The following is a 21319-nucleotide window of genomic DNA, read 5'->3' as shown; positions in this document are numbered from 1 at the left end:
CCCTCCTCTCCTGAGCTACCCTTTGATCCCCGACATTTGAATCCCTTCGATAAAATAAGACTCCGCATATAAAAACAGGAGAACCATTGGCGTCATATAGATCAGCGATGCGGCAAAGCCGATGCCTTGGGCTTCCTTATGAATTCTAGATAGATAAAGCGATAATGGCTGCTTGAATGCATCCTCCAAGAAAATCAACGGCTGCTCGACCATATTCCAATAATCGACGAAGAGCAAGACGATCAGCGCCGCAATCCCCGGCTTCATCAAAGGCAGCATAATCCGATAAAAAATGCGGTAATGACCGGCACCATCCATCTGAGCCGCTTCAACCAGCGCATACGGAATCGATAGCATAAATTGTCTCAGCATGAACACACCGAAGGCCGCGAATATCCCCGGCAAAATGATCGCGCTAGCCGTGTTCATCAATCCCAACTTGTCAGCAATAATATAATTCGGAACCAAGGTCACTTGGAAAGGCATGAGCATCGTCATTAAGTACACCCGAAACCAGCCTTCTCTCCCCTTGAACCGGAGCTTGGCAAAGGCGTACGCTGCCAGTGCGCTTACTACCGTCTGTCCCGCAATGATCGCCACGACCATCGCGACGGAATTCCATAACATGAACAAATACGTCGGCGTCTGCAGCAATACGTTCCTGTACTGCTCGAAGGACAGCCAATCCGGGATAAGCTTCAGATTCACGAATGCAGGAGGCTCCCCTTGCGCAGCGACCGGCATTTTACCTACCAGCTCGTAATTGCCGCGAATTTCATGCTCCGTCATGAGCGAATTTGTGAAAGTAATCACAATAGGGAAAAGCATCATGAGCCCGATCCAAGCCATTACCAGCGTGACCGCCAGGTTCCGAATGAAACCCCTCTTCTTCATTCTTCCTCCCGCATCATTCCATAAATTGCGTATATCGCTTCTCTAGCCGAAGCAGCATAGCCACGATAATAAAGATGCCTATCACCATAAGCGTCGCAGCCGCAGACAGCTTCTGTACATCCATCGCGAGGAACATATTGTTCATAAAATGCTGAAGCGTATAGATGCTGTCATGCGGATAATCCCCTGCGATCAGGTACGTTTCACGAAATATTTTGAACGTATTCATGATCGACATCAGGACGACGAAGACCATCGTCGGCGTCAAATAGACAAGGGTAATTCCGTAACATTGACGCCATTTGCCCGCCCCCTCCAATTCAGCCGTCTCATAGTAATCTCGCGGGATGCCTTGCAGCCCTGCAAGGAATAAGATGATATTGTAGCCGATATGTTTCCATAGGTAGAACACGGAGATCACCCCTCGCGCCCAGGCCGATTTCATCCAGTCTATCTGTTCAAGCCCGGCAGCGTGCATCCAGGCGTTAAGCGATCCATTCCAATCAAAAAGCACTTGCCACACCATCACGACGGAGGCTACGGGCACAACCAACGGCAGGACATAAGCCATCCGAAGAAATTGACGCAGATAGAGATTCCGGTTCAGCACGAGCGCGATTCCAAGTGACAGCATAAGCATCAGCGGGACATTCACGGCCGTGAACCAGAACGTATTCGAGGCGGCTTTGCGAAAGGAATCGCTGCTCAGCAGTTCCTGATAATTCGATAGTCCAACAAACGAACCGCCCACCGTCCGGTCCAATACCGAGTAGACAAGCCCCATCCCGAACGGAATGAGATAGAATAAGGCAAAGCCAATAGCGCTCGGCAACAAGAACGTTACGGCCACCATACCTTCTCTACGGCTGAGACGATTCCGCATCATGGCTTCCCGGCTTCTCCGAAGAGAAGAATGCAACACTTGTACTTCCTTCTTGAAGATTCACTTGGAACATCTCCTTGCCATCCTCCGCACGCTTGTAGATGACAATGGATTGGCCTTTTCCCGACGCTTCATCAGCATGGGCTCCCGCCACTTCAGGCAGATATTCATCGGAACGAACATCCAATTGCTTCAAGAATGCATTGGCCAGAGCGATCGCTTCCGAATCCTGCAAATTCGAAGCATGCGGAGCAAATGGCTCTAAACCAAACGTTTGAACATAATGAATCTGTCCCGTCTCCGCATCGACATTGGCTACAACCTCTTTATGCGGCTCCTCGAATGTCTTTCCTTTCTCCATCAGAATGATATGAAATCGATGGAACTGCTCTCCTCCATTGATTCCTTTGGCAATTTGTGCGCTCGCGATGTCGAAGTCCTTCGTCTCAGGGAACCCGCGGTAAATGCGCGCAAGAATTTCTTGCGCCGTCTTATTGCCGCTAATCTCATCCGCATATAAGTTCGTAGTGATATAATTCGAATCCTCATCTTTGGTGACGAAGGTGCGTACATCTTCCGTCCCGGATAGATTGAGCAAGGCCCGAATCTGCGCCGCTACGGCAGGCCCGGTATAAATAACAACCGGCGCGAGAAGTATAACCGCAAGCACACATGCAACCATGCGAACTTTCGGCTTTGTTTTTGCCTTATATTTATCATTGCGATAACGTTCGTAAGAAACTTCTTCAATGCGCTCCTGCATTTCGGATGGAATTTCCATTGCTTCCGCACAATCCTGCAGCTTATCGCGCAGTTGTTGTTCAATGGACATAAAGTTCTTTCTCCTTTCCTGGCTCACGATATGGGCTAAGCTCGCGAAGCTTCCCCAGTGCTGCGTGATGTCTGGATTTGACCGTGCCTACGGGTATGTTCAGCAATTCAGCGATTTCATCGAATGTATAGTCGTGATAATAGCGCAGAATAATCACCGTGCGAAGTTTGTAGGATAACTGATGCACGATGGCCAGCATCTCCTGATGGGTCTCGACCTCAAGAACCTGACGATCCGAGAAACTATGCTCTTCCACCTCCAAGAGCCGCTTCTTCTCGAAGATTCGGAACCTCCTCCAGCTTTTGGTTCTCCACTTCTGTACTTGCTTCAAGACAATGCCATGCATCCAGAATCGGAAGGGACGATTCGCATCGTAATTGGCGATGGACCGCCACAGTTGAAAATAAATCTCGTTCATTACATCTTCTATTTCATTTTTTTCAGTCATCAGAAACACTACAGAGCGGTAGATTTCGGGGAATGACCATTCATAAATCACTCGAAATGCAGATGGATCCCCCTCCTTCATCCGTTCAATCCAATACGCTATGTTGATGTCTTTCACGAAAAAAGGGCCCTCCTTCGTAAGCTTACAATCTATATTGCCTCGTTCATTCGAAAAGGTTCGATTTATGGATAAAATTTTTTGGTAATATTAAACAACTCACCTTTGTGTTATAATAGTTTTTTATATTATAAAATCATGGATTGAGAGGGATTAACGTGAAAATGAAGTCTTTTATTGTCTTTTTCTTGTGTATTGTGACAATGACAACAGGGTTGGCAGGGTGTAGCTCAGGGATTGAATTACCGCAAAAGGAATTCTCGGGAATATCATTTAAGATTCCTGCCGAATGGGGAGAACCTGTTTATGAAAGTAATGATAATATAACATACAGCCTTAATCTACCTAAGCCACCTACTAGTATCTTTTACATTTATACATTTCCAAAAGAGACATATAAAAGTAAATTCTACAATGAAGAAAGTAATACATACAAAGGCTTATTTGAACTTAGCTCAGAAGAGAAATTAAAAAACAAGTTAAATCTCATGGTCTTTCATGTGAGTACGAAAGATTATGTAGTAAGGGACGAATCAGAACCAAAAAGCGTCATTTTACTGGCTTTCGTCGAGACTGATGAGCATGTTTTAGAGGTAACTATGGAAATTCCAGAAGATTACTTCGAAAATAACAAAGAACTTATTCACTCCATATATAATAGTATTAAAATTAATTAATTCACTCTACGCAGAGGAGATCAAGTAATGTCTCATACGTATACGTTTACAGGTACCTTAACAGACATTAACTCTCTTGTTGTTCTTCCTTTTGCGCTGGCGCTGCCTGAACCTCTGAATCAGGCAGTGTCTGCTGTCATCGTAACGCAAACCATTGTAGAACTTATTGGGGAACTATTCTATATTCGGCTTGTTCCGAAGGTACTTTTACGAGGGACGGACGGTAGTACGGAAAAACAAAAATGAACCAACTGCATTGCGGGTGGTGTCAGCTTCACTGGTACCACTGAGTTGACACTAACTTGTGCGTGAATCTTGTGTTAAGCGATGACAGAGTCACCGGAGTCAGCTAACAAATTCACTTTTTTGCCTTATTATCCTTCTCATTGCCACGTTTAAAGTTTCCGGTAATCTTAGCCATTGCTAACTGTGTCTCATGATGATCCTTTCCTTCTATTGCTTTTAAAAATGTATCACTCGCCTTTCCGGAAAGAATTTTGACTTGCTTACCCATCCAGTAAATAAAGACTTTGTTGTCCTTAGTTGTTTGATAAGTGAATATTTCTTCATCGAGTCTCTTTCGTTTATCAATGTTACTCATACGGACACATCCTTCGGTCATCCGAATCGGTTATTTTATCAATTTCACTGTCGTGTTCCGTTAGTTCAAGAAACATGTCAGCCTTCTTACATTTCTTTCATTACTTTAATGAGTTCTTCAATAGCACTCTTACCGTCACCTTTATAAGAAGAGCCGTGCATCACTGCAAGCGTTTTAGGTTCTAGATCTGCTAGTTTACGGAGCATCTGCTCTGTGTGCAAGGTATAGGGAATATAGTTGGAAAATGGACCTTGTGAATTTTGCAACACTTCTTTAAACCGATCAATTACACTAGCCTCAGTGACTGGTTCCACATCACCGTTTTGATGGAACAAATCAGAAGTGAAGAGAGTCCGGGTGGTCTCTTCAAATAGCAATCCTGCATCCCAACCATGCGGGAGATGGGGTGTGCGCAAGTAACGAAAGCTTTTCTTCCCCGTACTGAATACCTCGTTATCCTGAAGCGAACGAATCGGTCTGATAGAGAACTCCCCGTTTACCGCCGCCCCAACAATCCCGGTCGCAGCTTCAGCTTGAGGTGCAATGGTGAGCCATTCATTGAGTGCGCCACATTCGTCTGACTCGAAATGACTGTAACTAATCCAGCGCAATTGTTTAAGATCAATTAGGCTAGCAACTGTTTGACTTAACTGAGAAAAAAGTGATTTAGGGCCTGTATGGTACAAAAGAGGCTCCTCGTCTCGGACTAAAAATGCATTGTACTGGAATCCGGATTCCGTTGAGAAAATTGAAAGACGAAATACATCAGACTCAATTTCATCAATACGCGCCATAAGATTTCTCCTTTTTTCTTACAGATTTCTTTATAGTTTGCTTATATCCAAAAAAATTCTAAACAACACAATACCATATATTGGTTAGTGGTACAATATGTTTCGAAACGAAGACATAAAAAAGCTCCACGAGCTGGTTTATCGGCTGTGGAGCGTATTTCTTTCATTATTCTTTTACATGATTCGTTTTTTCCAGTGCCGCTTTCAGACCCCGAGCCAATTTTTCGAGATTGTCATATCCCCAGAAATGCAGGAAGAACAGCCGCGGAGATTCAAACAACATGTGATTGTGTATTGCCGTGACGGTTAGACCGTGTTCTTCCAAAGCACGAACCACCGGATTCACTTCGCTTGCCAAAAGGACGAAATCTCCCGCCGTTGCTGCCTTCTTTCCGACCGCTTGAAAATTGATTGGTGATGCTACCCCCATAAATGGAGGGATTACCACATTATTTTCTGTTATCGTTTCCGCGCGCGAAATGTTGAACTGTAGAAGATTCCCACTGCGGTGTCCCTTCCGACCCATAATGGCTTCAACTTTAGACCAATCGAAAGTAGAAGGTTGTGGAATGCCAGAAGGCTGAGTAAGGGGAGTACCTGTCTTAGCTAGAGCCGTCTTCACGTTCTCGGCAAGCTTCGTAGGTTTGCCGTGCCCTTCAACATGCAAATACATAACGCTAGGTATTTCGTTAATAAGATGATTATGCAAAGCCGTTATGTCAATGCCGCTGCTGCTTAGTTTTGAGATAACCGGAGGCACTTCCGTATCAAGCAGAACGAGATCGCCCATCATCATCGTTTCGTTTCCGTGTGGCTTGAAGGCGAGCCAGCCTGTAAGAGCAAGACCCGGCTCGATCATGACTTCACCGACTTTTACTTTTAAATCGGACCGAGGCAATGTAACCTTGAATACACCGTCTTGCACCGTACCTTTTCGACCGAAAATTTGTTCAAGCGTTTTCCAGTCGGGGTGTTTTTCGATGTCCTTCTCTTCAGCGAGGATCTTATCAACCGGCCAGGCAACCAGTTGCACCAAAACGACCGTAATCAGCAGCATAATTAGAGTTAGTTTTTTCATTTTCACCTCCAGGATTCTTTACAACTGGTTCAGCGCAATCCTTTTTGTAAGAAACATGACTCAAAGAAAGTATACCCGTGTAATTTTGGCATCATACAAAGAAGGAATGAATCGCACGACTAACCATTCGGAAAACGCTCGATAAATTACAAGGATGACGATGACGACAATGGCAAACGTCACGTTCTATTTTTATGAGCGATCAGTGCCACCGATTTTTTACCGGAAGAAGGTGTACTCCGAGTCCAGCAAGCCAAGGGAAGGAAAGCCCGACTCGTTCATAGTCTTTTAAGAAGAACCAAAAGGGTCTCATTGTTATAATTCTTGTACTTTCATTTATAGGCGTACCTTTATTAGATCTATCTTCAGACACATATTTAATTTCAGTGACAATCAGCGTTTTAATGATCCTACTGGCCTTATTTTTGAGGAAAAGGATAAAAAACAAATTAATTTATGGCCATGTAGGAGCAGCCCTATTACTTATTTTCTTATGGTACATGAATCGTTTTACAAACACTAATGTATCATATTCAACTGTAATAATATTTTTATTATTAATCTGGTTGTTTTACTTTCTAAGCAAGAAAAAGTGAAAGAATGTAACCTGATCGTTCTCGCCATATGTTTTGAAATGTAATGAAACACCACCGACTTGTGGAAAATTATACCTCAAAGCATGCTTACTCGATATTGTTCATTTCCAACCGAGTTTCCCCCCAATCACTTTCGGGTGCTGTGAAGTAACTTTGGCCTGCGTTTTGTGCGATTACCATATTTGACGATTCTTAATATAATGTTCTTATTTTCTTTTCTTGTTTATTTGGGCTTTTCAGCTTGTCATAAGACTCATCATATACCTTATGTCAAGCCACAATCTTTGGTGGTTAGATAGATGGTTCCTATCCCTTCGAGTTCCTGATTTCTTACGACAATAGGAAACTGTACGTTTTTCCCGTTGAATATAGGCTAAGAGGGTTCTTCCTGTATTCGTCAAACTTTTCCGGAAGCGTTCCCCGATCCAAGGATTGGTTGAAAGTGTGACGAAAAAAATAAACCCAGCCTCTTTCACAGGCTGGGCAAGTCTGTATCTTTAAAGTGTTCAACCACAACGCTTTGCACAACTTTTGAGAAAAGACACAGGGTATTCTTTTGAGTTCCAATCGATACGGTATACCATTTCATTTCCCTCTTGATTCTGAAGGAAAAAATCCTTTCCCGAACCAACACCAACGATACGGAGGTTGCTTCCTACGGTATGCGGCAGGACATGTACGATGGCCTCGCTCGGTTCCTTATCCTCCTTATTACTGCTAATGATCGCAAACACATACTCTGAGGAATTTTCTTTAGATGTACCCAGAACTACTTTTGTAATTCGATCGGATCCAACCTCTTGATACATGTTGATCGGATCGATATCATTCAATGTGACATTTATGATATCGATTATTCCTGTTGCCGGCCCCTGGTTGAAAATCTGTTGTACTCTAGCTTCCGGTACTTTCCATTCATCCGAAGGCAAATGTGATTCCTTGTTAACTGCTGCTTGAACAATCGTTCCACATATCAGCACAGTGAATAATGTCATGACAATTCCCGGTATTATTTTATTTATTCGATGCATTATGATTCACTCCTTGATGTTTTTTCTTCGTGATAATTAGTTTGGCTAACAAGTATGTAAAATAGCCAATAACTACTCCAATTATATTCAAGATGATGTCATCCATGTCGAATATACGGTAGAAAACGTATCGCTGCAACAATTCAATGGTTAGAGTGGTAAGCAGGCCAAGTACAATCACTATTTGCTGCTTCAATTCCTGTATTTTTATGATTTGCCGGTAATAAAATGGGCATTAAAAATCCAAACGGTAAAAAGAGAGCTATATTACCCAAAACATTCCTTGCGATAAAATCAAAGGATTCTGTTAACATCAAATGTATAATCTAGGGTAAAATGAAATAGTACATAGAGGAGATATATAATAAATATTACGACACTACATATTCTTGTTGCAACTCGTGAATTCAAGCATCCTCCTTTACAGATGTGAACGGGGAAGAGATGCCCCCTTCCCCACATCTTTTAATTGCGAATCTGACCGTAACCGCTCAACTCATAATCATATGTGGTATATGGCTTCGATAAAACGAAATAAATATCTCCTTTAGGTACCTTGTCAAAGGTAACTGAGTGAGACGAATAGTTTCCGTCACACCATACAGGCATGCTTAATGTATACCCGACCAGATCTCCGTCGCCTGTGTAGAGATAAATAGCGAAATACTGATCATCTAATTCGTATCCGTCAGAATCGACCCAACAAGAGTCTTTTATTTCAATCGTTACACTGTCACCGGTTGAATTGAACTTTCTGGAAGTTAGATTCGCCTTAAAGGAGAATGTAAAATCAAAAGGCAAAGATTCTGACATTATGGTCGAAAAATCTTCTGAAGAAAGAGGTCCGGTGATCGAATTTGTTGACGCGTTATTTACCATAATGGGTTCGATTTTATTAACATGTTGAACTTTCCCTCTAGGAGACGTATCCTCGGCAAAAATTCCCTGCTCCCCTCCGCTAGGAATAGAACTACAGTTGTTTCCCGAATCCGGCGCTGCGGATACTGAGGCAACCATTACTACGCTCGCAACCATCAAAGCTGACAAGAATGAAAAAAAGAACTTGCGTACCTTCATAAAACTTGCCACCTCCGTCATTTTTTAAGTCCATTCATCCAACGACCGATATACCCTAGAAGGAGCTGACTCGGTTGTATTAGCTCTAATTGTATTGTTCTTTCGTCTTTAAGCGGTTTAATGATCCGACGCCCACGTTGTCCATGTTCGATTCGTCATTTCATAAAATTCCCCCTTTATACATTCGATCTACATGTTCCAAAACTCCGGCTCCCTTCTGGGTATATCTACTACTATAACGAACTATCCCAAGCAAACTTGACGAAAAAAATGAAACGAGCATGCAAAATAGCGAATTATCCGCATCCCCTTATTTATTCAAAACGGGAAGCCCCCATCTCCATTCGATTTGATGACCAGTTCCTAATTCTCACCTTTCTCCTTGGAGTAATCATCCCCTTTCTTCGCTGTTTAACGCCCCTTTTTTATGATAGGACATATCTAGATAAGTGAATTTCTTGTAAAATAGCTTTCGTTTATTGGCTGGCTGTTTTCTCCGTGAGTTTGCTAAGGCATCCTTTATCTCTATCAAACGTGATTCTATTGGACTTGTTTTCTCAACTTCTTCTTTGCTCTCTGAACTCGTTTTTTACAAGCCTCCACTGAAATTCCAACTTCTTGAGCAGCCTCCAACATTGAATACTTATCCACAACAATCTTTTTAAGCAATTTATAGTCTTCATTATTGGCCAAGTCAGAGTACAAAAAATCAACATTCGGTACATCAGTATCTCCAGGGATATTGTTTTCATCTAAGTCCAAGGAAGAAAATACTATACTTTTGAGAGATGCCTGACTGCGAACTTTATTGCTAATAACATTCTTTAGCGTATTTAATAACCAGCCTTTCGGATTGGGGCTAAATAAGAATTTGTCGGCTTTAGCACATGCAATTCTGAATGTTTCCTGAACAGCTTCTTCAGCAAGTGAACGGTCACTCAGCACGTTTTGTGCATATGCCGACAATAAATAATACATTTCCATGTATAATGCTCTAATGGCGCGACGTTGGTTATCGTTGAGCGCCATATTTTCTCACCGTCCTCTCTATTTACAGTTTTCCAATCTATTTTCGGTATCAATTTGTCCAAATGCATTATGATGTTTCGCCTTTACTCTATAAACGACTTATGAAGGGAAGATATGACGCTTTTTTTAAACAACATATGACCAGGGTGCAACCCGAGAAAGGCAATGAAACGTTGTACGTCATAAGGGAAGTTTTTAGCGGTATCATTTTGGCTGCCAAAAATTTAAAGAGTAATTCAGCGGAAGAAAGAAACTTTGGAAATAACCTGGAACAGTGCTTAAAAAGTACGGAAGATAGGTATTGTATGCTAAATGGTCAGTCGAAGAAAAAAAGCAACCCGCTAAAAGGTTGCCTTTCTCCTTACTCCTAGGGAAGTGGATGACACTTCCTCATTATAATTTCTGCCTCAACAGGTGTTCACCGAGGCTCTTATCCAAAGGCTGCTTGGTGTGTTTCGAGCAGTTCAATGAGTTACTTACCGTTAACGATGTAGAGTCGGTGCAACAATTCCTTGAGGCGCGTTACTTCGTTATTATTACTATTATCATTAACGCTATCGCTGTTATTAGACGAAGTAACAGATGGAGTAGTAATAGATTCTGGCGGGCCATCTGCGTTATCTGCTGCGGCCAGCGCTGATCCAGTCATTATAATTCCCACCAGCGCCATACAAAGGATTAAAACGCCAGCCTTCTTACGCTTTAGGTCCATGATTGAAGAAATGCGATTTTTCAAACCTTTTTTCCCTCCATAAAAATTAGTTGATAATGCTGTTTGGAGCTTCTCCCCATTCCTGACAACATCAATAATGGTTTCGCCATATCGCATTCGCTGTTGATAATCTGCGTTTTGTAAAACCAATGCGTCACAGGAGATTTCACATTGTTCCGCTGCCGCTCTTGCCATAAGATACACCACCGGATTAAACCAATGAAACACGGTTGCCGTCAGAATCATTGCCTTGTACCAGAGGTCATGCCGCTTGAAATGAATCAACTCATGTCTTAGAATCAGAGAAAAATCATCGTCTGAAATTTTAATAGGCGGTAGTAAAATGACAGGCCGGAAAAAGCCAACGAGCATAGGGCTTGTAACACTCTCACACACGCTTAACCCTATATGTTTTTTAATTCCATGTTCCGAGCTTAAACTGTCCAAAACCCCCAAAATCTTCAAATCGGTTACAGGCTCACTCCATCGGCGTACCATCTTCATAAAGCGATCATGCCGCAAAGCATGATACAATACAATGCTTAAAACACCACCCCCCCAAATCGCTGCAAGCACCCACCATAAAGGGATCGTTGCCCAGTTGTTTCCAATATCCCCTATGTCCATAAGCGGTATGGTATTGATAGTTGATTGCACAGGGAGAAACAATAGGTCAATCCGTGGACGAAAGGGGAATATCCAGCCTGCTGCAATCAGCAGCCACACCACATAATTCCACTTTGCGGCGTATCGTTTTGATAAAAGGGGCCTTAATGCCGCATACACAAGCGTCACCAATGACATAGAAACAGAGCATTGGAGCAGGGTAGCTAAAAATCCCTGCATATCAATCCCTCTTTTCTTTCAGCCACTTAGCCAGTTGGTCAAGGTCATTGTCCTTTAACTTGTTTCCGGCATACAACGTAGCAACCAAGCTGACGAAGGAATTCGCATGAAACCGCTCCATAAAGTCGCCCGTTTCAAATTTCAGGTAGTCCTCCTTGCTAATAAGAGGAAAATAATTGAGCTCTCTTCCATTTTTTTCAGTTCGGATGAAGCCACGTTCCACCAGTCGTAACATAAGGGAAATGACCGTCTGCGCTTTCCATCCCCTTTCGTTTCCAAGCTGTTGCATAATGATATTGGTCGTTATAGGCGGTTTATTGGCCCACACCACTTTCATAATGTCAAACTCTGCATCCGGCAGTTTTTTCATTGCTCCAATCACTCCGCTCCTATAAGACAATTGTCTACAATCGTATTCTACATTTGCCTTACACATTTGTAAAGCCTCTTTAATAATCTTTAATAATCTGCGATTACAGGAAATCTAGTGTAACACAACATCTGAATTGTCTTTAATGAAGCTAGTTACTGTAAAAATTGAAAAGAAACTTGTCCCCAAATCGAAATTTTAAGACATATATGTAATGAAGAGGTATACTCCGCAGTTTAACAATTATGAAATGGGGGTGATTCCGATGGACAATTAACGTATATCTTCAGGCAGGACAGCATGATACTTCACTAACATTTGATATCAAACTATAATTTTTAGATTGGAGGCTACTAATATGAAAAAAATTGCTCTCTCAGTTTTGTCGTCTCTTGCTCTATTTGTCATACTCATCACTCCAAACCTTGCGCTTGCGAGTGATCAACAGAACTACTACGCTTCCCTGCCACCTGAGAAACTCGCGTATTCCGATCTTGACGCAGCGCCTGAGGAATGGAAGGACGCCATTTTGGAGGCAAGGAATTCCATTATTTACAGCGCTTCATGGACTGTCGATGGTCAGGTTTCGTATGAGCGGCCAGATGGAACGATTGAAGAGCTTCCCGAATTTTCGGATCTGTTTCCGGGTTGGGATGTTCCTAAATTGAATGAGAATGTGCGTAAAGAACAGTTAACTAAGCTGGAGACACAAGATTTCCAGATCCAAGCCGCGAATTATGTAGGATTCGTCTACCTATTTGAACCGTCTAATGATGAATCTACACTGCCGTTTTACACATTTTTCTCCAGCGTCAACAGAGTTACAATGCAAGCTGACTCTTTACCAGGGACAAGCTATAATGGCGGGTACACTGATCTCGACACTGGTCAGGACGTGGGTTATGTAAACTATGTATCAGAAGGCGGAAAAATATATCTCAATAACCCGAAGAAAGACACCGCCTATGGGGCTCGGGCGAGTACGTACAGCACAGAAGGATATGCGCAGATGAGTGTAGTTGATGACCCAAAATAAAAATCTACCGTTGGTCGAGACGATCTAAATGGATGATTATGAAGGGGAAAATAAGAAAAATCGCCATGCCTTGCCTGCTTGGCAAGTAACTGGCGATTTTTTATGTATTGCCTGAGTGCCTGCTCTATCAAACGTTAAAGGCCCCCCGACATCGTAGATTTCTATGTGCAAACCTTACAATCCGCGAAAAGTGAGCTTTTAAGGGCTTGCGTGTTGAATGATATTATTCGTAACTATGTCCCATATATCAAGCGGCAACTGCGCATGCCCAACCTCTTTAAGCGGCAGCAGCGTGGCATTAGGTAACTCTCTCGCGAGTGCTTCGCCGTGGGCAAGAGGAAAGAGGGGATCAGTGGTACCGTGGATAATAAGTGCCGGTACGGTAATAGTAGCTAGTTTTTCACGCCAAGGGCTACCAGCATCGATCAAGAATGGATTCGTCAGTTGTGCAGCAAGATTGCGAGTACGGTCGAAAACATTGCGGGCGATTTCACGCATCCAGTCTTCATCAAAGATTCCACCACCCGCAAAGGGGCGCTCACCCTCAACAAGATAGTTCGCCACAGATTCTCGGTCACTCCAGTCAGTATTATCGACTTACAGTTTTGAGCTATCGTCATCCATTACTGCAATAGATTTACTGCCAATTACCTAATGAAGATGGGTAGATAAAAGGACGAACAGGGTAACCGCCCTTTTATCCATGACAGGTTGCATTTAATGCCATCCATTAGACAGAGGCTCTTACTTGACGTATTCAGACATTACAATATTTCGATGTACCCTTCTGTTCCATGCACGCGAATTCGTTGTCCATCTTTTATCAATTTGGTCGCGTTCTCCACTCCGACGACTGCCGGCAAGCCATATTCACGTGCGATCACTGCGCCATGGGTCATCAGTCCGCCAACTTCGGTGACCAGGCCTTTTATGGAGACGAACAATGGTGTCCAGCTAGGGTCAGTAAACGTCGTGACTAATATATCTCCCTCTTCAAGATCAGCAGCTTCCATATTTACAATGACACGCGCTCGCCCCTCGATCACTCCGGAAGAAACAGCCAGACCCGCAATAGCTCCCACCGGGAGATTTTCTCGTTTGTACTCGCCTGCAATAATTTCGCCATCAGACGTGATCACACGTGGCGGAGTTAGTTTTTCGAATAATTTGTACTCGTCTCTTCGTTTGCTGATGATCTGGTTATCCAGTTTATGGGTGCGTACGGCTTCGTGAAGTTCTTCAAAAGTGAGATTGTATATATCTTCTTTTTCATGGATCACGCCCGCTTGTACAAGTCGTTCGGCTTCTTTCAGCAAAGCCTGCTTATAAACGAAGTAGTGATTCATCCAAGCGTATTTGGGATATTCCCGGTAACCGCTGAAATTCCGAACGATGTCGATCATTCGTTTGGTTTCTTTGGCTTTTGTCTCACCGTCCGGAAGACGCTTCAATCGTTCCAAAAGCTCTTGTTCTTTGTCCATAGCTTCCTGTCGCCCATGTTCGAATTTCAAGCTGCCGGCATGAGGCTCAAAGTTTCTAATGTTGCCCAGGATCATGGGGACAAGCGTACTCGGTTTTTCGCTCCATCGCGTTCTTGTTATATCGATTTCTCCGGTGCACCGCATTCCGTATTTTTGGAGAAAAGCATAGATCGCGTCCCGGGTTTCCTGTCCGCCGTCAAACTTATGGAGTTCATCCAAAAAGTTATCCGCTTTTACATCTTGCAAATAATCAATGACCTCAGGATAGGGACGAATCACATCTGCGACATCCATTAGCTCCAGACCCATTTGCGACGTAACGTTGTTCGGCACAGATTGAGTAAGCGTATCCGCCGCATTCTTTTCGCCTAACCACTCGTTCATGTTTTCATTGATCCATCTTGAAGCATTTATAACGGCCATAATGGCACTCAAACTTTGCGGGTCAGTCAAGAACTTCATTAATTGCTGGATATCTTCCCGAATAAAATCGAATAACGCCGATCCCGACTTCGTTTGAATGTTTTGTTTCAACTGTTCGATCAACGCTTGACTGCGCTTGATTAAATCCGAGACGATTGTCGGATCGTTATCGAATTGTGCCAGCGGATCTGGATTGCTTCTTCTGGGATTCGGCGCATTTTCATCATCAGGCAACGATTTTATAAAATCTCCTCGTTCAATTATGGTCATAAGTGCGTCTTTCATGAGAGGGTCATGTTGTCCCATGGTAGTTAATAATGAGTCTCTGCTGATTGGTGAAGCCAGCATTTGTGCAACATCAACAAACAACCTTCCGCCAGCTTTACGCATCGGCGCTGGAGTCATTAATAGGTAAAAGGACAATCCGAGCGGTTTGATAGGATCGGTCATCATTTGTTGGTGCCCGACAGAGATGTAAACGTGGTTATCCTGGTCATTCGCTTCAGGAATTGGGAATAACGTCGTGATCGGCCGGCTCTGGACAATATAAAATGCATCGTCATCCAGACACCATTCGATATCTTGCGGCTGGCCGAAATAAGCTTCGATCTGTCTTCCGATGCGTGCCAGTTGTAAAATTTGTTGGTCCGTAAGGGCTTGCGTCTTCTGCTGATCGGGATCGATCTGCTGGGTCTCTGTTCCGCCTTCTTGCCGTCCATAGACCGCTATTTTCTTGGCTGCTATCCTCTTGTCGACGATTTGCTCATCCCGCACTTTATAAACATCGGCAGATACCAAACCGGAGACCAGCGCTTCTCCAAGTCCAAAGCCGGCATCGATGGATAGCACCTTCCGGCTGGAGGTAATCGGATCAGCGGTAAATAAAATCCCTGAAGCCTGCGGGAAAACCATCCTTTGAACGATAACGGATAAATAAACTTGACTGTGGTCAAATCCATTTTGCATGCGGTAGATGACCGCGCGATCCGTAAACAGGGAAGCCCAACATTTGCTGATATGTCGCAAAATTTGTTCTTTGCCGATAATATTTAAATACGTGTCTTGTTGACCGGCAAAAGAGGCATGCGGCAAATCTTCAGCAGTTGCACTAGAGCGCACGGCATAAGCATGTTCCTCGCCAAACTGGGAGAGATAGTGAGTCACTGCTTTCACAACATCGGAAGGAATTTCTACTTCCATAATGATTTGTCGAATCTTCCTGCTGATTTCACCAATTTGATCTCGCTCTTCTACTTTTAGCATGGTTAGTCGATCCAACAAAGCATGAACCATTTCGTTTTGTTCGATGGCTTTTTGAAATCCCGCTGTTGTAACACAAAATCCTTCGGGTACTTGTATTCCTTGAATTTTTGATAATTCCCCTAAATTTAACCCTTTTCCGCCAACGAGCAAAAGCTGTGTTTTTTCGATTTCCTTGAAGCCGAGAACCAACGAACTCATTCAACATCTCTCCTAACCATTAAATTGAGAAAAAACATTTGACAAGAGCTTACCGGTCCGGTCTTGATGACGGGCTGCAGGATGGCGCCGAAGATTTGCAGAATCATGTTACAGGCTCGCGATTGGCGTGCGCCAGTCATAAATCAGAAAGCTCAATCCGTCTTCGTCGACGAAGGAAGAGACGCCGATATAGATCTGCTCGCTGAAGTCCAGACCATCCTCCTTAAAGTCGAAACGTCCGAAATAAGGAGACGGGAGCAGACGGTTCATGCTTTTCCATTGCTCCGTCAGCAGCTTATGGCCGCGCTCCCGTTCGGCCAATAACGCGGACTGCTGGTTAATCGTATAGTAGGTCTCTTCGAAATCTCCGCCCGTGCTTGTGTTGATCGTAACTTCTTCCCAAAACCGCTTGCGGATGTCTGAAGCCTGATCGCGCAGCCCCGCAACCTCCGGCTCCAGTTCGGCGATTCTCGCCTGCAGCTTGTTCCGGACCTGTTCCAGCCGCTCCTGTTCTTCCCGCCAATCCTTCGCTTCCATTTCCCCTGAACACACTCCTTTTTCCGTTTTTTGGGGATAAAAAAGAGCATTGACAAATCAAAGTTCCAGATGTACAATTAAAGTAGGGATAAAATTTAATGTAATCTTTATTTTAAATTTGCCAATGACGCTATCGATTATATCATAGTGTTATTTCGTGTTCAATTTATTTTTTATTGTTGCCGTTTGGCTGCGCTGAACACTGGCCCGCAACGATTGCCGCTCTTTGCTTATAAATCTAACTTTGACTACGCGTATTTTCGGCAATCTGTTCGATCACTTCTTCGTCCTTCAGCCTAGTTACAGACCTTCCGCCTTTGGCAGTCGTGCAGAGATCTTTTGTCCGCAAATATCCAAGGCTTCGCAAGTGTAACGCCTATACTCCTTCCCATCTTGTTTTCCATTCCATAAAAGTAATTCATAATCCAACGGGCAAATCTATCTATCGTTTATAGCGTCATATTGTCCCCCTTAAAAAGTCACGCAAATATACTTGAACCTAGCAAGGGCGCAGTTCCTTGTTAATCATTTATATTTCAAGTTTTTTCACATGCTCGTTTAGATAATGTCAGCTTCGCAGGTATTACCCCAAATAACGAGAAAGTAACAGCCCTCAGGGCTTTCAGTAGGAAGCTCTGAGGGCGCTATCGGACTCCATCTAGAATTAGCGGTTGAAAAAGTCACTCCGCTTTAACAGGCATCAACGCCTTTAACCTGCCATCAACGGAAAGCTCATGTGCGGTCACAGCTGATTGATCAGTGCCTCTCGCAGACGGTCGTAAGTCGGCGCAAGCTCCCGCAGCGCAGAGGCTGTGGTCGCATCGTCGCCGACAACCAGCAGGTACTGAAGCGAGCCTATCAGCTTCGCCTGCTCGGCCGCGATCTGAGAGGCTCGGCCATAGCCAACGCGAGCCAAGCAGGTGGCGGCGTCAGCAACTCGCCGTGTGCCCACCCGAACCAAGAAGTGGATTAAAACGTCGCGAAGCTCAGAATCACAACCAGCCTCGATTCGTTCGGCCAATCGTTCGGCAGCGTCGCCGTTGCCAAGACTACCTGCCGGTAAATCATGACTACCGTCCATTGATAACCAGCGGATTGCCGCAGGTATTGACGCACGGACGATTTCCTCCTCCGGAACATCCCGCACCTGCCGAAATGCCGTGCGCATTGTGAAAGGAGAACCGTAGTCTATCGTTTCCGCCCGCCATGCGTCCATAAAATCATCCAAAGGCAATGAAGCATAGGGGTAACCTTGCGGGTCATGCATCAGCACGCGACCGTCGCCCACATCGAGCACTACCAAATAGTGATCCGCTCCGATCGCTCCGTTCTTACCCGGCTGGTGCCGTAGATGCCCCATCTCAACGGGGCCGACCAAGGCAGGACCATTCTCAAGTGCGGCTTCGAGGTGGGAGAGGGCGTCATCCGCATCCTTGCCGTTCACGACCTCCGCTGTGAAACCCATGACGGCAAGAGCATGGTCGATCGTGGCTTCCGGCGTCCACCCATAAGGATCGAAGAACGGTAAGGTTCCTCCGATCAGTTGCATGCCGAACGGGCTGCTCGTGGCGAATTCGATGACCGCCGTCTGGGGCGAGCGCTCACCCAACATCATCGCGATTGAATTCGTATAGCAGTAAGGACCTGAGCCGATGTAGGGGAAGTGAAGAGCGGTCTTCCAAGTTGTCATAGTCTGATACAACCTCCTTTTACAGATTTCTTTTTACATGACCGGTATCCAAATCTCAGCGTAATGATCAGGGGCTGCCGGATGATGGTCGGGATAGAACTCAAGCTCTACAGGACCGGCTTGGGTGTAGCCAACGGACGGAAACCATTCGTCGTATATTTGTTTCCACGTTCTCTGGAAAGCGTACGTGGTCCGGTCACCCCAAATACAGCCCACCGGAATGAAGGGACTTCGATCCTCTTAAGATCTTCCGGCGGGGGCCCGACATATTCCGCGGCCCATACGGACATTGAGCGGCTCGGTACCTCCTACATTCACCTGGATCGTAAGACGGTTGTAAGCGACCAGCATGCCGCGCGCTTTCGCTTCGCTCGGGGGCAGTCCGTGCTGCCTGCGAAAAGCTTTGGCGAACGCTTCGGGCGTGTCATAGCCGTATTTGGCAGCTAGATCGACGATTTTAATATTGGCTCTCAACAATTCGTAAGCAGCCAGTGTAAGCCGGCGCCGCCGGATATATTCCCCCACCGTAACACCCGTCAGTACAGCGAATGTCCGCTGGAAATGAAACAGCGACATCTTCGCTTGTTTTGCGATCTGGTCAACGGTTAAAGGCTCCCTTAAACGGCTTTCGATAAAATCGATCGCCATCTGCAAAGACTCGGTCCCTTTCATCAGAATCCCTCCCTGCGCTTATCATACCAGGCTTCCAGAAGAACATCCTGTCCGGTTATGCCCGGTTTGGACAGATTTTCGCCAATCTCAATGTCCTGCTGCCGGAAGCCGTACCGGCTCCGTGCAGCTCCACGCAATCGCCCGTCTTCCTTGAAAACAAAGGGACGATGCGTTTAACTCGCTCCGTTCCCCGAATCCCAGTTTGGCGATTGTATTTATTCTGAACTTTGTTTGGTTTGTTTGTCTTCCTTTATAACTTCATATAAATAGTGGTTACACCGTATATAAAAATCAATAATAAATTGAAGCTCTTCATCACTATAAATGGATAATATCTTTCTAGTCTGTGTTGTTAGATTCTCAAGAACGATGGGTATTTTTTCTTCTAACTTAGCCTGATTTATACTAATGATAACTCTTCGCTTATCTGCTGGGTCTTCTCCTCGACAAATGTATCCTATTTTCTCTAATCGATTCAGTACACCAGTGACAGCCCCAGTTGATAACCCCGTGTATTCTGACAGCTCGCCAGCAGTCATAGGTTGGTTTTTACCGATTATATCTAAAGACTTATGGTCTGTTTCATTAAGTCCTAATTTTGTCGCAATTCCCTGATGAATCATAATAGTTAGAGTACTGTTTTCTTGGAATTGAGAAAACAGTTTTTGAAGTAGTTGTTCTCTAGAAAAATTGTCTGTTGACATTTCTATTTTCCTCCTATAAAATTATCTTATCTCGCGAGATAAATTATATTTGTTTATTTATATATTATCAGGATATCATACTTTTCATTCTTTTATCTGCCAAAATATAATTTATCTTATCTCACGAGATAAAATGTTTTCATTCTCTGGTTACTTCAATAAAAAAATAAATGAAGGAGGGACCATTATGTCTCTAACCATTGAAACTCAGAATCTAAAAAAAAAATTCACAATGAATGTCAAAGGTAAAAAAGAAACCTTTGAAGCTGTCAGGGGAGTATCTTTAAATGTCCAACGAGGAGAGGTATTTGGTTTCCTTGGGCCAAATGGCGCTGGAAAAACAACTACCATGAGAATGTTAACGACACTCTTGCCAGTAGATGAAGGGTCTGCTTATATCGTTGGCTATGACGTGAAGCATCAACCACAGGAAGTCAGAAAACGAATTGGTTATGTTAGTCAATTAGGTGGCGGTGACCCTAATGCAAGCGGGCGTGAAAATTTGCTTCTTCAAGGACTTCTGTACGGTATGAGTAAAGAAGAAACAATAAATCGTACTAATGAACTTGTAGAAATATTTGACCTAAAGAAAGTGATTGATCGAAAGGTTAAAACGTACTCTGGCGGGCAAAAAAGACGCCTTGAAATTTCTCTTGGAATCATCCATCAGCCAGAAGTATTATTTCTTGACGAACCGACGTCTGGTCTTGACCCTCAAAATCGGGCAAACCTTTGGCATCAGATTAAAACATTGAGAGATATGGGGACAACCATATTTCTGACAACACATTATCTAGACGAAGCAGATATACTTTCAGATAGATTAGTTATCGTAGATCACGGAATGATCGTTGCGGAAGGTACGCCTCAAGGTCTTAAAAAACAAGTTGCTGGCGATGTCATTGAAATTAAACTAAAACAATTCTCTCCTGAAACAGATCAACTGAAGAAAGAACTAAATGTGCAGCCTTATATTCGTGAAGTTCATTGGGAAAAACAGCATCTTCGACTTTATGTTGACGATAGCGCAACATGTTTACCTAACATTGTTGATTGGTTAAAAATATACAAAATGGATGTAGATTCCCTTTCCCTCTCACAGCCTTCGCTTGATGATGTGTTTTTAAGACAAACAGGAAGATCCCTACGTGATTCCGGAGTTAGTAAGGAGGAAAAACAATGATATTATTTAAGGAAATTAGATTACCCTAAATTTCGAAAGCCCGTAATATCAAACACTGAATATAGTGGATCTGCCTCGCGGACTGTAAAAAAGTGGAGGTTTCCCAGTTCGTTCGGTTCAAGTCAACATTATGTGGATACACTTTCC

General features: G+C 43.9%; 24 protein-coding genes and 1 pseudogene. 4 read left to right on the top strand and 21 right to left on the bottom strand.

The window, feature by feature from the left end; all coding sequences use genetic code 11:
* Positions 1-15 precede the first annotated feature (15 nt).
* From LQ229_RS24435 to LQ229_RS24420, 4 genes are read right to left on the bottom strand one after another with little or no spacing between them, the layout of a single operon-like run.
* Entirely contained in the window at positions 16-894 is an 879-nt protein-coding gene (locus tag LQ229_RS24435) for a carbohydrate ABC transporter permease (RefSeq protein ID WP_230193162.1), read from the bottom strand.
* A gap of 13 nt (positions 895-907) precedes the next feature.
* Complete coding sequence (locus tag LQ229_RS24430; RefSeq protein WP_230193161.1) at positions 908-1780, bottom strand: sugar ABC transporter permease; 873 nt, start codon at positions 1778-1780, stop codon at positions 908-910.
* The gene (locus tag LQ229_RS24425; RefSeq protein WP_230193160.1) at positions 1755-2609 is read right to left on the bottom strand and encodes a hypothetical protein; all 855 of its coding nucleotides are present in this window, start codon (positions 2607-2609) and stop codon (positions 1755-1757) included. Before LQ229_RS24425 ends, LQ229_RS24430 begins: the two co-directional genes overlap by 26 nt.
* Entirely contained in the window at positions 2599-3174 is a 576-nt protein-coding gene (locus LQ229_RS24420; protein ID WP_230193159.1) for a sigma-70 family RNA polymerase sigma factor, read from the bottom strand. Before LQ229_RS24420 ends, LQ229_RS24425 begins: the two co-directional genes overlap by 11 nt.
* Before the next feature lie 158 nt (positions 3175-3332).
* Between LQ229_RS24420 and LQ229_RS24415 the strand changes: the two genes are divergently transcribed.
* Both LQ229_RS24415 and LQ229_RS24410 read left to right on the top strand, forming a co-directional pair.
* Positions 3333-3851 (top strand): hypothetical protein, encoded by a 519-nt coding sequence (locus tag LQ229_RS24415; protein WP_230193158.1) that lies wholly within the window; start codon positions 3333-3335, stop codon positions 3849-3851.
* Positions 3852-3920: 69 nt separating this feature from the next.
* A pseudogene (locus LQ229_RS24410) lies at positions 3921-4097 on the top strand (arsenic resistance protein); the annotation flags it as partial.
* Between the two features lie 112 nt (positions 4098-4209).
* Here the strand turns inward: LQ229_RS24410 and LQ229_RS24405 are convergent.
* The 9 genes from LQ229_RS24405 to LQ229_RS24370 form a co-directional block, all read right to left on the bottom strand.
* Positions 4210-4452, bottom strand: a complete 243-nt coding sequence (locus LQ229_RS24405; protein WP_230193157.1) for a hypothetical protein — start codon at positions 4450-4452, stop codon at positions 4210-4212.
* 86 nt (positions 4453-4538) lie between these two features.
* The gene (locus LQ229_RS24400) at positions 4539-5246 is read right to left on the bottom strand and encodes a hypothetical protein (RefSeq protein WP_230193156.1); all 708 of its coding nucleotides are present in this window, start codon (positions 5244-5246) and stop codon (positions 4539-4541) included.
* A 166-nt stretch (positions 5247-5412) separates the two neighbouring features.
* Positions 5413-6324: a DUF1259 domain-containing protein gene (locus tag LQ229_RS24395; RefSeq protein WP_230193155.1), complete on the bottom strand. Its 912-nt coding sequence runs from the start codon at positions 6322-6324 to the stop codon at positions 5413-5415.
* A gap of 1102 nt (positions 6325-7426) precedes the next feature.
* Positions 7427-7951, bottom strand: a complete 525-nt coding sequence (locus tag LQ229_RS24390) for a hypothetical protein (protein WP_216541295.1) — start codon at positions 7949-7951, stop codon at positions 7427-7429.
* Positions 7935-8147 carry a VanZ family protein gene (locus tag LQ229_RS27390; protein ID WP_216541296.1) on the bottom strand — a complete coding sequence of 71 codons (213 nt, stop codon included), beginning with the start codon at positions 8145-8147 and terminating at the stop codon, positions 7935-7937. Before LQ229_RS27390 ends, LQ229_RS24390 begins: the two co-directional genes overlap by 17 nt.
* Before the next feature lie 269 nt (positions 8148-8416).
* Positions 8417-9028: a hypothetical protein gene (locus LQ229_RS24385; RefSeq protein ID WP_216541297.1), complete on the bottom strand. Its 612-nt coding sequence runs from the start codon at positions 9026-9028 to the stop codon at positions 8417-8419.
* A gap of 540 nt (positions 9029-9568) precedes the next feature.
* Positions 9569-10057, bottom strand: coding sequence for a sigma-70 family RNA polymerase sigma factor (locus LQ229_RS24380; RefSeq protein ID WP_216541298.1), 489 nt, complete (start codon positions 10055-10057; stop codon positions 9569-9571).
* A 472-nt stretch (positions 10058-10529) separates the two neighbouring features.
* Entirely contained in the window at positions 10530-11615 is a 1086-nt protein-coding gene (locus LQ229_RS24375; RefSeq protein WP_216541299.1) for a M56 family metallopeptidase, read from the bottom strand.
* Position 11616: 1 nt separating this feature from the next.
* The gene (locus LQ229_RS24370) at positions 11617-11985 is read right to left on the bottom strand and encodes a BlaI/MecI/CopY family transcriptional regulator (RefSeq protein ID WP_230193154.1); all 369 of its coding nucleotides are present in this window, start codon (positions 11983-11985) and stop codon (positions 11617-11619) included.
* A gap of 358 nt (positions 11986-12343) precedes the next feature.
* On the opposite strand from LQ229_RS24370, the gene LQ229_RS24365 reads away from it, so the two are divergent.
* Positions 12344-13021, top strand: a complete 678-nt coding sequence (locus LQ229_RS24365; RefSeq protein ID WP_216541300.1) for a hypothetical protein — start codon at positions 12344-12346, stop codon at positions 13019-13021.
* A gap of 198 nt (positions 13022-13219) precedes the next feature.
* Here LQ229_RS24365 and LQ229_RS24360 read toward each other — a convergent pair whose 3' ends face one another.
* From LQ229_RS24360 to LQ229_RS24325, 8 genes are all read right to left on the bottom strand, one after another.
* Positions 13220-13585 (bottom strand): alpha/beta hydrolase, encoded by a 366-nt coding sequence (locus LQ229_RS24360; RefSeq protein ID WP_216541301.1) that lies wholly within the window; start codon positions 13583-13585, stop codon positions 13220-13222.
* Between the two features lie 200 nt (positions 13586-13785).
* On the bottom strand, positions 13786-16386 hold the full coding sequence (gene ppsA, locus LQ229_RS24355; protein WP_216541302.1) for a phosphoenolpyruvate synthase: 2601 nt from the start codon (positions 16384-16386) through the stop codon (positions 13786-13788).
* Positions 16387-16494: 108 nt separating this feature from the next.
* A complete protein-coding gene (locus tag LQ229_RS24350; protein ID WP_356711921.1) occupies positions 16495-16923 on the bottom strand; it encodes a hypothetical protein in 429 nt (142 codons plus the stop codon).
* A 742-nt stretch (positions 16924-17665) separates the two neighbouring features.
* Positions 17666-18613, bottom strand: a complete 948-nt coding sequence (locus LQ229_RS24345; protein WP_230193153.1) for a hypothetical protein — start codon at positions 18611-18613, stop codon at positions 17666-17668.
* A 33-nt stretch (positions 18614-18646) separates the two neighbouring features.
* Positions 18647-18829: a GyrI-like domain-containing protein gene (locus LQ229_RS24340; protein ID WP_230193152.1), complete on the bottom strand. Its 183-nt coding sequence runs from the start codon at positions 18827-18829 to the stop codon at positions 18647-18649.
* A 24-nt stretch (positions 18830-18853) separates the two neighbouring features.
* Positions 18854-19285, bottom strand: a complete 432-nt coding sequence (locus LQ229_RS24335) for an AraC family transcriptional regulator (RefSeq protein WP_230193151.1) — start codon at positions 19283-19285, stop codon at positions 18854-18856.
* On the bottom strand, positions 19285-19422 hold the full coding sequence (locus tag LQ229_RS24330; protein ID WP_230193150.1) for a hypothetical protein: 138 nt from the start codon (positions 19420-19422) through the stop codon (positions 19285-19287). The genes LQ229_RS24335 and LQ229_RS24330 overlap by 1 nt, the downstream gene beginning before the upstream one ends.
* Before the next feature lie 78 nt (positions 19423-19500).
* Complete coding sequence (locus LQ229_RS24325) at positions 19501-19989, bottom strand: MarR family transcriptional regulator (RefSeq protein ID WP_230193149.1); 489 nt, start codon at positions 19987-19989, stop codon at positions 19501-19503.
* 187 nt (positions 19990-20176) lie between these two features.
* On the opposite strand from LQ229_RS24325, the gene LQ229_RS24320 reads away from it, so the two are divergent.
* Positions 20177-21172, top strand: a complete 996-nt coding sequence (locus LQ229_RS24320; RefSeq protein WP_230193148.1) for an ATP-binding cassette domain-containing protein — start codon at positions 20177-20179, stop codon at positions 21170-21172.
* The last annotated feature ends 147 nt before the right edge of the window (positions 21173-21319 follow it).

The sequence above is a fragment of the Paenibacillus sp. CECT 9249 genome, from assembly GCF_918697855.1.
Lineage (GTDB): Bacteria > Bacillota > Bacilli > Paenibacillales > Paenibacillaceae > MSJ-34.
This window is presented reverse-complemented; position numbering and strand designations above follow the sequence as displayed.